16 protein-coding genes are annotated in these 15,511 nt (G+C 43.5%); 1 reads left to right on the forward strand and 15 read right to left on the reverse strand.

The genetic code is table 11. The features are described from left to right. The 12 genes from pcaD to A8O14_RS09120 all read right to left on the reverse strand — a co-directional run bounded on the left by pcaD (position 1) and on the right by A8O14_RS09120 (position 10,694). On the reverse strand, positions 1-804 hold the full coding sequence (pcaD, locus tag A8O14_RS09065; protein ID WP_068949219.1) for a 3-oxoadipate enol-lactonase: 804 nt from the start codon (positions 802-804) through the stop codon (positions 1-3). 8 nt (positions 805-812) lie between these two features. Beyond that, positions 813-2,021 (reverse strand): 3-oxoadipyl-CoA thiolase, encoded by a 1,209-nt coding sequence (gene pcaF, locus A8O14_RS09070; protein WP_068949220.1) that lies wholly within the window; start codon positions 2,019-2,021, stop codon positions 813-815. Then, positions 2,018-2,668 carry a 3-oxoacid CoA-transferase subunit B gene (locus A8O14_RS09075; RefSeq protein WP_068949221.1) on the reverse strand — a complete coding sequence of 217 codons (651 nt, stop codon included), beginning with the start codon at positions 2,666-2,668 and terminating at the stop codon, positions 2,018-2,020. The genes pcaF and A8O14_RS09075 overlap by 4 nt, the downstream gene beginning before the upstream one ends. A gap of 2 nt (positions 2,669-2,670) precedes the next feature. Further along, positions 2,671-3,339: a 3-oxoacid CoA-transferase subunit A gene (locus tag A8O14_RS09080; protein WP_068949222.1), complete on the reverse strand. Its 669-nt coding sequence runs from the start codon at positions 3,337-3,339 to the stop codon at positions 2,671-2,673. After that, complete coding sequence (locus tag A8O14_RS09085) at positions 3,332-4,531, reverse strand: benzoate/H(+) symporter BenE family transporter (protein ID WP_068949223.1); 1,200 nt, start codon at positions 4,529-4,531, stop codon at positions 3,332-3,334. Before A8O14_RS09085 ends, A8O14_RS09080 begins: the two co-directional genes overlap by 8 nt. Further along, positions 4,531-5,316 carry a 1,6-dihydroxycyclohexa-2,4-diene-1-carboxylate dehydrogenase gene (locus A8O14_RS09090; RefSeq protein ID WP_191904660.1) on the reverse strand — a complete coding sequence of 262 codons (786 nt, stop codon included), beginning with the start codon at positions 5,314-5,316 and terminating at the stop codon, positions 4,531-4,533. The genes A8O14_RS09085 and A8O14_RS09090 overlap by 1 nt, the downstream gene beginning before the upstream one ends. Continuing rightward, positions 5,316-6,338, reverse strand: a complete 1,023-nt coding sequence (benC, locus tag A8O14_RS09095; protein WP_068949225.1) for a benzoate 1,2-dioxygenase electron transfer component BenC — start codon at positions 6,336-6,338, stop codon at positions 5,316-5,318. The genes A8O14_RS09090 and benC overlap by 1 nt, the downstream gene beginning before the upstream one ends. Positions 6,339-6,355: 17 nt before the next feature. After that, a complete protein-coding gene (gene benB, locus A8O14_RS09100) occupies positions 6,356-6,847 on the reverse strand; it encodes a benzoate 1,2-dioxygenase small subunit (RefSeq protein WP_068949226.1) in 492 nt (163 codons plus the stop codon). Next, on the reverse strand, positions 6,844-8,214 hold the full coding sequence (benA, locus tag A8O14_RS09105; RefSeq protein ID WP_068949227.1) for a benzoate 1,2-dioxygenase large subunit: 1,371 nt from the start codon (positions 8,212-8,214) through the stop codon (positions 6,844-6,846). Before benA ends, benB begins: the two co-directional genes overlap by 4 nt. Positions 8,215-8,257: 43 nt before the next feature. Next, complete coding sequence (gene catA, locus A8O14_RS09110) at positions 8,258-9,178, reverse strand: catechol 1,2-dioxygenase (protein WP_068949228.1); 921 nt, start codon at positions 9,176-9,178, stop codon at positions 8,258-8,260. 68 nt (positions 9,179-9,246) lie between these two features. Then, positions 9,247-9,537 (reverse strand): muconolactone Delta-isomerase, encoded by a 291-nt coding sequence (gene catC / locus A8O14_RS09115; protein WP_068949229.1) that lies wholly within the window; start codon positions 9,535-9,537, stop codon positions 9,247-9,249. 11 nt (positions 9,538-9,548) lie between these two features. Beyond that, positions 9,549-10,694, reverse strand: a complete 1,146-nt coding sequence (locus A8O14_RS09120) for a muconate/chloromuconate family cycloisomerase (protein WP_068949230.1) — start codon at positions 10,692-10,694, stop codon at positions 9,549-9,551. Between the two features lie 100 nt (positions 10,695-10,794). Here A8O14_RS09120 and A8O14_RS09125 point away from each other — a divergent pair, with 100 nt between their 5' ends. Then, entirely contained in the window at positions 10,795-11,709 is a 915-nt protein-coding gene (locus A8O14_RS09125; protein ID WP_099092313.1) for a LysR family transcriptional regulator, read from the forward strand. A gap of 467 nt (positions 11,710-12,176) precedes the next feature. Here the strand turns inward: A8O14_RS09125 and A8O14_RS09130 are convergent, their stop codons facing one another. Genes A8O14_RS09130 through A8O14_RS09140 form a run of 3 tightly spaced genes read right to left on the reverse strand, consistent with a single transcriptional unit; the run spans position 12,177 to position 15,425 of the window. Next, complete coding sequence (locus A8O14_RS09130) at positions 12,177-13,415, reverse strand: ABC transporter permease (RefSeq protein ID WP_068949232.1); 1,239 nt, start codon at positions 13,413-13,415, stop codon at positions 12,177-12,179. A 1-nt stretch (position 13,416) separates the two neighbouring features. Next, positions 13,417-14,118, reverse strand: coding sequence for an ABC transporter ATP-binding protein (locus A8O14_RS09135; protein ID WP_068949233.1), 702 nt, complete (start codon positions 14,116-14,118; stop codon positions 13,417-13,419). A gap of 8 nt (positions 14,119-14,126) precedes the next feature. Further along, entirely contained in the window at positions 14,127-15,425 is a 1,299-nt protein-coding gene (locus A8O14_RS09140; protein WP_082913158.1) for an efflux RND transporter periplasmic adaptor subunit, read from the reverse strand. Between the last annotated feature and the right edge of the window lie 86 nt (positions 15,426-15,511).

The following is a 15,511-nucleotide window of genomic DNA, read 5'->3' on the forward strand; positions in this document are numbered from 1 at the left end:
TTATGTCTCCAATTTGTGTTTGATTTGATTTGCAAAAAATTGCTTGATTACTTGATTGAATTCAGTTTCTGCTTCAATGTTTGAAATGTGCGAAGCAGGCACCTCTTGTAGTTGAGACCCTTTAATTTGGGACTGCATATACTGAGCATCACTAATAGTGGTAACAGGATCTTTATCCCCGCTGATAATTAATGCAGGAATATTGATTTCTGAAATCCCCCCCTTAAGATCCTCAGTAGCCAATGCCTCGCAACAACTTGCATAACCTTCAGGGTTCATATTTTTCAAGTTAATCAGTAATTCGTTAACTGCTTTAGGGCTTGAACCATAAAACTCTGGTGTAAACCATCTCGAAGGAGCGGATTCTGCGATAGTATTGAGACCCTCTTTTCTAGCTAAAGCCGCCCGCTCATTCCATGCCTGCTCATTACCTATTTTTGGCGCAGTATTTGCAATCACTAACGCCTCAATTCTTTCGGGCGCATTGACCGCTAGCCATTGACCAATAAGCCCGCCCATCGAAATTCCACAGAAGAAAGCCTTATCAATACTGAGGTAATCAAGAAGACCTAAAACATCATTTGCTAGCTGTGCAATGGTGTACGGACCCTTTGGAGAATGAGTTAATCCATGACCTCTAGTGTCGTATCTGATTAAGTAGAAATCTCTTCTTAATACTTCAAGCTGACCATCCCACATAGAATGATCTGTTCCTAAAGAGTTAGAGAAAATAATTGCTGGTTTGTGAGGATCGCCATCTGTCAAATAGAAGATGTCAATTCCGTTAATGTGCGCAATACTCATTACTACTCCTAAACTCGTTCAATAATCATGGCTATGCCCTGCCCAACACCAATACACATAGTGCAAAGGGCGTATCTACCTTTAGTGCGAATCAGTTGATACATAGCTGCAGTTACTAATCGCGCACCAGATGCCCCTAGTGGATGCCCAAGAGAAATAGCGCCCCCATTTGGATTGACGTGCGCCGCGTTGTCAGGAAGACCAAGATCACGAGTAACTGCTAAAGCCTGCGATGCAAATGCCTCATTTAGCTCAACCACATCCATCTGACTAAGCTTTAAACCTGCTTTTTCCAAAACCTTCTTCACTGCAGGCGAAGGACCAAATCCCATGATTCTTGGAGCAACGCCAGCCGCAGCCACAGCCACAACACGCGCCTTTGGAGTCAGGGAATGCCGCTTTACACCAAGCTCTGAGGCAAGAAGTAAGGCGCAAGCGCCATCATTTACGCCTGAAGCATTGCCGGCAGTAACTGTGCCACCTTGTTTAACAATGCTTTTTAGAGAAGCTAAAGTTTCTAGAGTGGTGAGACGCGGATGCTCATCCTTAGAAAAAACAACAGGATCGCCCTTTTTCTGCGGAATATTTACCGGAATAATTTCATCGTCAAAGATGCCTGCAGCCTGCGCCTTTGCAGTACGCTGCTGACTAGTAAACGCAAATAGATCCTGATCAGCCCTGGAAATCCTAAAGTCTTCGGCAACGTTTTCTGCTGTTTCTGGCATGGAGTCAACGCCATACTGAGCCTTCATTAAGGGATTAATGAAGCGCCAACCAATAGTTGTATCTTCAATTTTTGCCGATCTTGAATACGCAGAGTCGGCTTTACCCATTACAAAAGGTGCCCGAGACATGCTCTCTACACCCCCCGCAATCATTAGATGGTTGCCGCCACCTTTAATTGCATTTGCAGCTATACCAATGGCATCAAGACTAGAGCCACAGAGTCTATTGATGGTGGATCCAGGCACTTCCACTGGTAGACGAGCCAACAAGCTGGCCATCCTAGCAACGTTACGATTATCTTCACCCGCCTGATTGGCGCAACCAAAAATAACGTCATCTAACATTGACCAATCAACAATATTACGCATCATGAGAGCTTGAATTGGTAATGCAGCCAAATCATCCGCCCTTAAAGTAGATAGTGACCCACCGTACCTACCAAAAGGAGTTCTAATGGCATCACAAATATATGCATTTGAATTATTTTTCATGATTGAGCTATAGATAAAGGTGCGTCAGTTAGTTTTTGCAGCTCGCCCAAGGTGAGCCCAGGAACCATTTCACTCACAACCAAACCGTTTGGTGTGACATCGATAACAGCAAGATCTGTATAAATGCGATTTACGCAACCCATACCGGTAAGTGGGTATGTGCATTTTTCAACAATCTTTGCCTCACCATTCTTGGTGACATGCTCCATCGTTACAAATACATTTCTTGCGCCAATTGCTAAATCCATTGCTCCACCTACAGCGGGAATCGCATCTGGCGAACCAGTGTGCCAATTTGCTAGATCACCATTTTGAGCAACCTGGAAAGCGCCCAATACACAGATATCAATATGTCCACCGCGCATCATCGTGAATGAATCGCCATGATGGAAATAGGAGCCGCCCTTTAATAGGGTGATAAATTCCTTCCCCGCATTGATCAAATCAGGATCTTCGTCTCCCTTAGCTGGAGCTGGACCCATGCCAAGAACCCCATTCTCGCTTTGCAAAAATATCTCTTTATCAGCATCAAGGTAATTAGCGATTTTTGTAGGCAACCCAATACCCAAATTTACGTAAGAGCCCTCCGGAATATCTTGAGCCACTCTTTGAACAATTTGCTCTCTAGTTAAACGTTGGTATGCCATTTTTATTTCCCCTTCACAGCAACAACGTGCTTTACAAAAATACCCGGTGTAACAACATGCTCGGGATCTAGATCTCCCAGAGGCACCACTTCATTTACCTGAGCGATGGTGCATTTAGCTGCGGTCGCCATAATGGGGCCAAAATTTCTAGCGCTCATTCGATAAGTAAGATTGCCCCAGCGATCACCCTTAAATGCTTTAATGAGTGCAAAGTCGGCATGAATCGGATACTCAAGCACATAGCCTTTGCCATTAATAACTTTGCTTTCTTTGCCTTCAGCCAAGAGGGTGCCAAATCCTGTTGGGGTATAGATAGCACCAAGACCAGCCCCTGCCGCCTGAATGCGAGCCGCTAAGTTACCTTGCGGGACTAATTCGAGTTCAATTTTTTTGGCGTAGTACAACTTATCAAACTCATAAGAGTCAGATTGCCTTGGAAAGGAGCAGATAATTTTTTTCACCTGGCCTGCTTTGAGCAAGGCGGCCAAACCGACATCACCATTTCCAGCGTTGTTGTTTACTACTGTTAGCTCTTTGGCTCCATGCTCAATCAAAGCATCAATTAACTGCGCAGGCTGACCAGCCGTCCCAAAGCCACCAATCATGACGGTTGAGCCATCTTTGATTTGTTTTATAGCTTCATGTATTGAAGCCGATGTTTTATCAATCATTCTTTTCTTTACTCTTTAATTTCAATAAATCTTTATCAAAAACAACATATGCAATAGATCCAATCACAATTCCCCAGAATGCTGATCCCAGACCTAAAAAAGTCATGCCAGATGCAGTTGCTAAAAATGTGATTGCGGCAGCCTCACGATGATCGGGTTCTTCTAAAGTGCTCATGAGGCTAGTGACGATTGCGCCAAGTAAAGCTAAGCCAGCCAAAAGCGCGATGAGCTCTTTTGGAAGACTGGTAAAAATGAGAACGATTGAACCTGCTAAGGAACCGCCAATTAAAAAGAAAACGCCGCTGAAAATGCCTGCAACATATCGCTTGTTTGGATCTTCGTTAGCTTCTTTGCCTGTACATAGGGTTGCCGTAATTGCTGCAGTCGTAGTGGTAATGCCACCAAAGAATGCGGTTACCAGGGACATGAAACTTGTAAAAGTAATAATGGGCTTAGCGGGCACGTGATAGTTCGATAACTTGAGGATTGCCATTCCCGGCAAGTATTGGCCGGTCAAACTTACTAGAACCAACGGTATTGCAAAGCTGAATGTTGATTCCCAAGTCCACACAGGAGTGATGAATGTAGGATGGGCCAAAGCTAGCCTGAAATTATCTGGATTAACATCACCAATGAGATATGCCAGCCCGATTCCTGAAAATAAAACAACTAAGATCGCGAATTTTGGTATCAACCTTTTGAATATCAGATAAATTCCAATCATCGATAAAGCCAAGGCAGGCATGGTTGATACAGATTTAAATATATTGATACCAAACTGAAATAGAATGCCCGCCATCATTCCGGCCGCTATTCCCTTGGGTATATGCTTTATTAGCTTGTCAAAGGTACCCGTAATGCCAATTAATAGAATGATCATTGCGGCAGTGATATAAGAAGAAATTGCCTCATTGACCGACATATGCGGAAATAAGGCGATTAAGAGAGCAGCGCCAGGAGCGGACCAAGCAGTAATGATCGGCATCTTGTATTTCCAACTGAGATAAATCCCGGAAATGCCACCACCAAACGATACCGCCCATACCCAAGAAGATAGAACTTCATTAGATACCTGAGCTAGAGATGCGGCCTGAAAAAATATCAGCATCGGCCCAGCATAGGAAATCAATACAACTAGAAATCCAGCCGTAATTGAAGAGGGTGAAATATCTTCGAAAAAGGCGCGCTTCATTAGCCCAAATCTCCGCCACCAACCGGTAATACTGTGCCAGTGATATAAGATGACTCATCAGAAGCTAGGAATAAAATCGCCCTTACCTGTTCCTCAATTGTTCCATACCGATGCATCAAACTGGAATCAATCGTTTGGTCAATGATCCCTTGATACCAAACCTCTTCTTGCTTGGATAATTTATTCTTGTTTCGCGGAATCTTTCTCGGAGGAGCTTCAGTTCCACCAGTGGCGACCGCATTAAAGCGAATACCATCTTTAGCGTGCTCAAATGCCAAGCTAGCAGTCATCGCATTTACTCCGCCTTTTGCTGCGGCATATGGAATACGGTGAATACTGCGAGTGGCAATAGAAGAAATATTTACGACAACGCCATGCTGTTGCTTAATCATCACCGGTAATACAGCTCTACAACACCATAAGGTTGGAAACAAGGAGCGACGAATCTCTGCCTCTATTTGATCTTCATCATAGTTCTCGTAAGGCTTTGCCCAAATAGTGCCACCGACGTTATTAACAATAATATCGATCTTTTTAAATGCCTTTACTGCCTCGGAAATTAGCTTTGAAGCACCAGCATAGGTCTCTAAATCAACCTTAACCGTCAAAGACTTTGCTTTTAGCTTACCTAGCTTCTTTGCCACATCATCAACTAGATCGGAGCGGTCGGCCAAAATAACCTTGGCACCCTCTTTAGCTAGGGCAATTGCCACGCCTTCGCCAATCCCTTGGGCAGCACCCGTGACAATAGCAACTTTATTCTTAAATCTTAGCGCCTGAGTCATCATGCACCTACAGCACTTGGAGAAAATTTCTCAAACAAGAAATTTGCTGGGGTAACACCTGCGCCAGACAACCAATTGCGTACAGCATCTACCATGGCTACTGGACCACATAGATAAATATCCACCTCACCTTGGTTTAACCATTCGTTTTCAATATGCTCTGTGACATAGCCTTTGCGATCATGAGTACTTTCGGATGAAGCAACCACCGTCCGATATTCAAAATCAGGCAGTTTTGTTTTCATAGCTTCGAGCTGATCTAGAGCTACCAAGTCCATATCATTTGTCACACCGAATACCATCTTGATTGGATGCGCAGATCCCGATGCAGCCAAAGAGTCCAGCATCGATAAAAATGGTGCAATACCTGTTCCACCAGCGAGAAATAACACCGGACGCTTAACTTCGCGCAGATAGAAACTACCATTTGGTCCGGCAAATGAAATCACATCGCCTGACTTACCAATGTCTGCTAGATACTGACTCATACGACCATTAGGGACATTACGCACTACAAAAGATGCAATGGATGCGCCTGGCGGAGAGCTAAAAGAATAGGCCCGCGTTAAGTCTGTTCCTGGAATTTGCACATTGACATATTGGCCAGGTAGGAACGTTAAAGAAGCAGGATCATCAAGCTCAATTGAGAACCCAATTGTTGAGTTCGATAGTTTTTCAATCTGTGCAATCTTGCCTGGGAATGATGAAGATCCAGTCTTACATGCGGCAGATGATGCGGGAATCTTCACCACACAATCCGACTTGGGCTTCATCTGACAAGCCAGGATCTGACGCTGAGCAGCTTCTTCCGGAGTAAGTGCATCCTCTATATAACTAGACTCAGGTAGATCGTAATCACCAGATTCACATAAACCACGGCAGGTACCACAAGCCCCATCCCTGCAATCAAGCGGAATATTCACTTTCTGACGATATGCAGCATCAGAAAGTTTTTCGCCTTCGTTGCAGGAGATAAAGCGAGTTACCCCGTCTTCAAACTGTAGTGCGATGTTATAGCTCATAGCATTCCGCCGATGTATTAAATGTGATAGATATCAATGACTTGACTGATGTAATCATTTTTAAGAACGATGTATTTGTTCAAAATGATTGGCTTATCGCCAGAGAAGTCGATTACATAACGAGACATACCAAAGTAGCTGTAGTTGGTTTTGTATCGATGACTTAGGGTGTGCCAATTAAAGCGAACCGTACAGATATCACCTTCACGCTTCTCTAACTCAACATTAGTAATGTTGTGACAGGTTCTTGTGTCGGGCATAGTTGCGCTTGAGCGTTCAGTCTTAATGCGGAATACACGATCCTCAAGGCCTTGACGATTTGGGTAATAAATCAAAGAAATTTCTTCTTGTGGATTTGTGACTAACTCATCGTTATCGTCCCAGGAAGGCATCCAAAACTCAGCGTCTGGGCTATAGCAATTAAGCCACTCATCCCACTGCTCATCGTCCAATAGGCGACTCTCGTAATACAAAAATGCATTGATATCTAATATGGAGATTGTTTTCATGCGTTCACCTGCTCTTGCTCAACTGCTTTTTTCATTGTTTCAAGCCAATAGCGATGCTGAACTGTGTACAGGCCCTCATCTTCAGTTTTCAAGCCACTTAATACGGGTTTCAAGCCGATCTCTTTAGCCGCATCGTCAGCGCCTTCAATCCAATGCTCTGAACCACGACACATATCGTTCCACTCGATCGTCTTTGCAGCAAAGCCTTCCTGGCAAGCTCTAAACTCTTCCAAGTCATCTGGAGTAGCCATACCGCTCACGTTAAAGAAGTCCTCGTATTGACGAATTCTTCTAGAGCGCGCTTCTGCTGACTCGCCTTTTGGAGCAATACAGTAGATAGTGACTTCAGTTTTATCAACAGCTAATGGGCGCAGTAAGCGGATCTGTGAACCAAACTGATCCATCAAATACACGTTTGGATATAAGCAAAGATTTCTGGAGCGCTCAATCATCCAATCAGCAATTGGTTTGCCAAACTTATCGGAAAATTCCTGGTGCCTCGGGAAATTTGGCCGGTCCTGTGGATTAGCCCACTTTGTCCAGAGGAGCATATGGCCGTGATCAAATGAATAGAAGCCACCACCCTGCTTACCCCACTTGCCAGCATCCATTGCTTTGATGTTGTCTTCGCGAATTGCTTCTTGCTCTTTACGATGGTTGGTAGTTGCAGCATAGTTCCAATGAACAGCAGATACGTGATAACCATCAGCACCGTTTTCTGCCTGAAGCTTCCAATTACCGTTAAAGGTATAAGTTGAGGCGCCCTTCAATACTTCGAGTCCATCAGCAGATTGATCCACAATCATGTCAATGATCTTGGCGGCTTCACCCAAAAAGTCCTTTAAAGGGGCAACATCATTATTTAAGCTACCAAATAAGAAGCCACGATAGCTTTCAAACTTAGGCACCTTCTTGAGATCGTGTGAGCCTTCCTTGTTAAAGCACTCTGGGTAGCCGGCCTCCTCTGGATCTTTAACCTTCAAGAGCTTTCCGCTGTTATTAAATGTCCAGCCGTGGAATGGGCAAGTGAAAGTAGCCTTGTTGCCGCGCTTATGACGGCACAACTGAGCGCCACGATGGCTACAAGCATTCATCATGGCGTTCAGTTCACTCTGACGATTACGAGAAATGAAGATTGGCTGACTACCAATATAGGTAGAGTAGTAATCATTGATGTTTGGGATTTGACTTTCGTGCGCCAAATAAATCCAATTACCCTCAAAGATGTGCTTCATCTCTAATTCAAACAAATCTTTATCGGTAAAAGCACTACGGTGAAGACGATAGTCGCCCTTCTCCTTATCCTCAATTAAGAATTCATCAAGGCTTTTGAGTTTTGGGCTGTTATCTACATGAATTGGGATCATTTTTTATCCTTTATGAACGGGGTGCATGCACCCCCGATTCAAATTACACAGTGAAGTGAGCTCTATCAACGATTCCGGATGCGGCAGCTGGCTTCTCAACCACCATCTGGATATCAAAATCAATCGAGGCAAATGGCTTAGTTACACCCTTAGCTTTCATTTCAGCTGGGTCGCTTACACGAACTACTGGAGGTACAAGTCCTTCGCGACTTGCAAATGCAAAGTCATCCCAAAGATACTTGTCACCATCAATATTGATTTGAGTAGTTAACTTTCTATGTCCAGGTGCCGTTACAAAGTAGTGAACGTGTGCTGGGCGATTGCCGTGACGACCTAGTAGATCTAATAAAGCCTGTGTAGAACCATCTGGTGGGCAGCCGTAACCATTTGGCATGATGCTTTGCATCGCATAACGACCATTTTCATCAGTGAAAATGGTGCGACGTAAGTTATAAGGAGACTGAGTCTTGTCAAAGAAAGAATAGCCGCCCAATGTATTGGCATGCCACATCTCTACCTTTGCATTAGCTAAGGGCTTACCATCAGCCCCATAAACAGTGCCCTGCATAAACAATGGCTCTGCTTTATCCACTTCTGTACCGTCATCCATGCGTGCAAAGCCTACAGACTCAGGAGCGCCAGCTACGTACAACGGGCCTTCAATAGCACGTGGGGTACCACCTGTTAATCCAGCCTTCTCGTCTGCTTCATCGGCACGCATATCCAAAAAGCGCTCTAGGCCAATTCCAGGGGCCAATAAACCCAACTCGTTACGTGCTCCAGCTTCTGAGAAATACTCCAAGCCCTTCCAGAATTCGGTTGGGGTAATGTCCAAATCTTCAATTGCTTTGCATAGGTCAGCAACCAAGCGCAATGTAATTTCTTGAACACGCTTATTTGCTGGAGAATCGGCTGAATCTACGATCCATTCTTTTGCTAATTTTTCAATATCTGTATGTTTCATTTTGTATCCTTAATAATTAATTTGATTTAATAAACTTCAATGCAGTGGTTTTAAGTTTGTTTAATGGATTAACTGTCATCTCCCCTTACAGAAGATGGATGTCTGCACAAGGGCATGACTTCAATTTGCATATATGGGAAAAGTGGTAATGTTGAAATTGCTGTATGTAGCTCATCTACGCTCTCAACATCAAAAATGCTGATGTTTGCGTACTGACCAGCAATGCGCCATAAGTGACGCCACTTGCCTGATGATTGCAAACCCTGCGCAATCTCTTTTTCTTTGGTCTTGAGAGCGGTTGCTTCTGCTGCCGGCATTTCCGGTGGCAAATTGACATTCATTCGTACGTGAAATAGCATGCTGTCTCCTTTTAAGCAGGTATCAAATCAACTTGATCGGAATGACCTTGCTGACGTTTTAAGTAATTAATTTTTTCAACATCTAACTGAATACCAAGACCGGGGCCCTTTGGGACTTGGAGAGAAAAATTCTTATAGATCAATGGCTCGGTCAGAATTTCTTCAGTAAGCAATAAAGGTCCGAATAATTCAGTTCCGAACGCTAGGTCACTAAATGTAGAAAACACATGGGCAGAGGCTGCAGTACCAACTGCGCCTTCAAGCATGGTGCCGCCATACAAACTGATACCGCTGAGTTCAGCAATGGTTGCTACCTGAATTGCTGGGAAAAGACCGCCAGACTGATTAATCTTCACCGCAAATACATCGGCCGCAAATTTGTTTGCCAACTCCAATGCATCATTTGGACCATGTAAAGCCTCATCAGCCATGATGGCAACGTCAAATTGATTGGTAAGGCGTGCCATGCTTGCCTTATAAGAGGCTTTTACAGGCTGCTCAATTAAATCAATACCACCTGCTTGAAGCGCTGCAATCCCTTTAACAGCATTGAGCTCGCTCCAGGCTTGGTTCACATCAACGCGTACGCTAATGTCAGAACCCAACGCACGCTTAATAGCAAGTACATGCTCAACATCTGCCTCAACAGAACGTAAGCCAATCTTTAATTTGAAAATATTGTGTCTACGCAGTGAGATCATCTTCTCTGCTTCGGCGATATCTTTTTTGGTATCACCACTTGCCAAAGTCCATGCAACCGGTAACTCGTCACGAACGCGGCCACCGAGTAATTCACTCACAGGTACGCCTAAACGTTTACCTTGAGCATCTAATAAGGCGGTCTCAATTGCACACTTAGCAAATCGATTGCCTTGAATCGTGGTGCGCAACTTATTCATTGCCTTGGCAACCTGTTCGGCTTTCATGCCAACAATCAGGGGTGCCATATAGGTATCGATATTGGTCTTAATACTTTCTGGACTCTCTTCACCATAGTTCAGACCGCCAATCGTGGTGGCCTCGCCCCATCCCTCGATACCGTCGTCGCAAAGAATGCGTACCAAAACTAGGGCCTGGGCATTCATCGTGGCTACAGATAACTTGTGTGGGCGGATAGTCGGCACATCAACTATTAGGGTTTCTACTGATTTGATCATATCTATTTCGTATAGTTTTTCGATAAATGAACTCTAAACAGGTCTTTTTGACGAGTCCAAGACTGATTTGGTATCCTTTTGATACTTAAAAGGTATACATATGGAATTAAGGCACCTACGCTACTTTGTTGCTGTTGCAGAAGAAAAGAACTTCACTAGAGCTTCTGAAAAACTGTTTATTGCGCAACCCCCACTGAGTAGGCAGATCCAACAACTCGAAGAAGAGTTGGGTGTAACTCTGTTTGTTAGGAACTCGCGGCCCCTCAAGTTGACAGACGCGGGCAACTTTTTCTATGAGCATGCAAAGCAAGTTTTGGCTCGAACTGGTGAGCTCAAGGCTATGACTCAACGGGTTGGCAATATCAACCGAATACTGAATGTCGGCTTTGTTGCATCAACGCTCTATGGAAAACTTCCAAAAATTATTCGCAAATATCGGGCCAAATTTAACTCTATTAAATTGCGTATGTATGAGATGACAACAATGGAGCAATTGAAAGCATTGAAAGATGGAAAAATTGATATTGGATTTGGTCGTGTACGACACGAAGACGCCAATATTCGGAGAATTGTTTTGCGCGAAGAAAAACTAATTGCAGCCGTACCTTACGAGCATCCACTATCTAAATCAACTAAGCCAATTAACCTAAAAGACCTTGCGGATGAGAACTTGATTGTGTTTCCAAAGAATCCACGTCCAAGCTATGCAGATCAAGTATTAAATGGCTTTAAAGAGAGGGATGTTCATCCCAAAAAGATTATTGAAGTTCGAGAATTACAAATAGCTATTGGCCTTGTTGCTGCAGGCGAAGGTGTATCCATTGTTCCATTTAGCTTGCAGGGCATGAAACGTGATGACGTTGTATATCTAGAATTAAATGAAAAGCATGCCTACTCCCCCATCATCATGAGCACTAGATCAATGGATAAGTCTGAAGAAATTAAGGCAATGCTTGATTTAATTTATTGCATCTATGACGAAGAGGGTATTTCTTATACGCGAGAAGAGTTATAAATTTGCCGCACACTACAACCCCAATATATTTTTGTAGGTAGATTATTTAAAGTATCGCCATTGAAAAATGTGTAGTATTTGACTACACACTTTTTTAGCATGCTCAGCGTTACTTAAAGTAACGCTCAAATGACCAAATCTCACCTTTAGTCTCAAAAGTTGGCTTTTTGTGACGTTTAGGTCCTGTTTAGGTTCTCTGGTTATGAGAGCAGACATCCAAAGAAAACCACTAGGATTTCAAGAGCTTACGTCTCCTAAATATCGGTGTGTAGCGTTTTGTGTAGTGGAATTAATCTAATTAGAAGAACTGCTGACCGACTCTTTGGTTTTCATAACCACAAGAATTTTGGAACAACTGTGTAGCACTTCGTTGCTCCAAAGTATCAATTGGAGGGTAAGCGTTTTTCAGAGAAATGTCTGTGTGAATTGGCCATCAAAGTCTAGTTGAGACACTAAAGCCAATATATCTATTCATAACGCAATGCTTGAATTGGCTGCATCATCGCCGCTTTTTTAGCCGGATAGAATCCAAAGAAAATACCAATTGCCGCCGAGAATCCTACCGCCAAAATGATAGAGATCAGGGATAGCTGTATAGCCCATCCTGCCAATATCGCAATCAATTCAGACGCCAAAAAACCAAGCACTATGCCAATCAATCCGCCAAGAGTCGCTAAGGTCATGGCCTCTACTAAAAATTGCTCCAAAATATCCCTGCCCTTTGCGCCAATGGCCATTCGCAACCCAATTTCTCTGGTGCGCTCTGTTACAGATACCAGCATGATATTCATGATTCCGATCCCGCCTACCAAAAGACTGACAGAAGCTACTGCGGCTAACAATGCTGACATCACTTTGCTAGCCGCCTCTTGAGCTTCTAATATTTCCGTAAGATTTCTAATCGTAAAATCGTCTTCAGCGCCTATTTGAGTTCGATGTCGTTGCCTCAACAGTTCAGCAATCTTTTGCTCCGTCGCCTTCATGTCATTGCCATCCTGAACCTTCACGGCAATGCTTCCAATTCTCGCAATTCTTCCCATTGCCTCACCAAAAATTCTGCGCCTACCAGTTGATAAAGGAACAAAGACGCCATCATCTTGGTCTTGACCTTGCATGCTTTGGCCCTTTTTTTCCGTAATCCCAATAACAGTAAATGGGACACCTTTAATTCTGACTTGCTGATCAATTGGATCTTCACTACCAAATAACTGATTAGCAACAGTTTGGCCAAGAATCACAACCTTCCCTGCTCCTGCAATTTCGGCATATTCAAACATTCGACCGCTAGAGAGTGGCCACTCTCTAGCCTCAAAGAAATCAGGATTGACCCCATAAATAGTTGTTCCCCAGTTATTGCTACTAGAAATGATTTGACCGCCACCCCTGCTAATAGGGGCAGCATAGGCAACCTCAGGAATTTCTCTCAAAATTGCATTTGCATCATCTTCAGTTAGAGTTTGTGCATTCCCAGTTCCAAGACGTACCCCAGATTGCAATAATGATCCTGGAATAATGATCATTAAGTTAGATCCGAGACTAGAGATTTGAGCCTTCACACGAGCCTGCGCACCACCACCAACAGCAATCATCGTAATGACTGCAGCTACACCAATAATGATCCCCAGCATAGTTAGAGACGAACGTAGCTTATTGACTTTCAGAGCTTGAAAGGCTATAGCTAAGTTTGTTGCAATTTCAATCTTCATATTAGGCGTGATTTATTTTGATACTAATAACCTTGCCATCTTTAAAGGTAACAGTTCGTTTTGCATAAGCTGCCACATCCGGTTCATGGGTAACTACGATCACCGTCATTCCCTGATTATTCAACTCTGTAAATAAGCCCATCACTTCTGCAGTAGTTTTGGAATCTAAGGCGCCAGTTGGCTCATCAGCCAAAATTAAATCGGGATCATTTACTAATGCACGCGCAATTGCTACTCTTTGTTGCTGCCCGCCTGAAAGTTGATTTGGCATATTATCAAGCCGATCTCCAAGACCAACTTGCTCTAAACGCTTTTTTGCATGATCTAACCGCTCCTCTTTACTAAGCCCAGCCAAAGGGCCTGAGCGAGCATATAGAAGTGGGAGTGCAGTATTTTCAATAGCGGAGGTACGATTTAATAAATTGAATTGTTGAAATACAAACCCGATCCGCCGATTCCTAATATCCGCTAGGGAATCTGGATCAAGAGATGCCACATCTTCGCCCGCTAGAAAATACCTGCCACTACTAGGCTGATCCAAACAACCAATCATGTTCATGAAGGTAGATTTTCCTGAGCCAGATGCACCGACAATAGCGACAAAATCACCAGAATCGATATCAATAGAAACGGAATCTAACGCATGGACAATTTGATCTCCTACGCCATATATTTTTGAAAGATTTTCAGTATGTATGAGCACGAAATTATCTAAAACATTCTGGGTCCATTTTGACGCTTAGGAGGCCCTTCTTTAGAGCCTGAAGATTGAATACCAGTAATAACTAAATCACCTACTTTAAGAGGAAATTTAGAGTCTGCATCTGGTAAAAGTTCTGTAAAGCTACCATCGGTCATTCCAGTTCGAATTTTTAGCTCTATTGGCTTATCCTTCAGACCACCTGTATCCAGTAGCCACACCTTCCTTATCCCGGTAGACCCCCAACCCCCAGCACCCCCTCTTGAAGTGCGCAGACTGACGCTAGTATTTCCAGACAGAGAAGGCTTAGCAACTGGAGAATCATCAGCACTTGGCATTCTAAAGCGTAATGCAACGTTTGGAACCTTGAGCACCTTTTCTCGTTTATCGTAAATGATGCGTACATTAGCAGTCATACCAGGCAATAACTTTAAGTCTGGATTGTCCGCAGAAATTAATACCGTATAAGTAACAACGTTTTGAATAGTGATAGGTGCTTTTCGAATTTGTAAGACCTTGGACTGAAAAACTCTGCCTGGAAAAGAATCCACCGTAAAACTAGCATCCATTCCCTCCGATAAGCGACCAACATCGGATTCATCAATGGATGCCTCAACCTGCATTTCAGCCAAATTCTGTGCAATGATGAATAATTCAGGTGCCTGCAAGCTTGCCGCTACCGTTTGACCCACCTCTACGCTACGCTTAACCACCACCCCATCAACTGGCGCATGAATCACTGTATCGTCTAAAGATTTTTTAGCTAAATTCAAAGCACCTAACGCAGCCTTATATGCACCTTCAGTCTGCACAACCGCTGATTTAGAAATAAATCCTTTGCCTACTAGCTTGAGGTTGTATTCATGATTGCGCTTTGCCAATTCATAGTTAGCGAGAGCTTGATCGTAGCGCGCTTGATATTCTCTAGGATCTATCCTAGCAATAACCTGCCCTTTTTTCACTTGGGAATTAAAGTCCACATCTAATTCTTTAATCATCCCCGTTACCTGGGTGCCAACGGTAACTGACTTCACTGGATTTAATGTACCACTGGCGCTGATGGTAGCAACAATAGGGCCCTCTTCGATTGCAGCGGTCCGAAAATCAGGCGAATTCAAACCAAACATGGCTTGGGCAGTCTTTAGAACTGCATACAGAACCAGAGGGATAATAACGAGTACGGTTACCCTTCGCAGCCAAGCCGTTTGAATGTAATTAATAAATGGAATGCGAGCAATCAAAAAATCTGACCAATTTTTGATGATCCTTAAGAGATTAGCAACTTTCACCTTGGGAACGTTCATCTTCATTTCTGCTTTGCGTTAACGATAGAATGCGTTCAGTGTAATCGGAATATTCTATGGTCAATAGAAGATCAATTCAGCAGCTTTTTTTA

The sequence above is a fragment of the Polynucleobacter wuianus genome (assembly GCF_001659725.1).
Lineage (GTDB): Bacteria > Pseudomonadota > Gammaproteobacteria > Burkholderiales > Burkholderiaceae > Polynucleobacter > Polynucleobacter wuianus.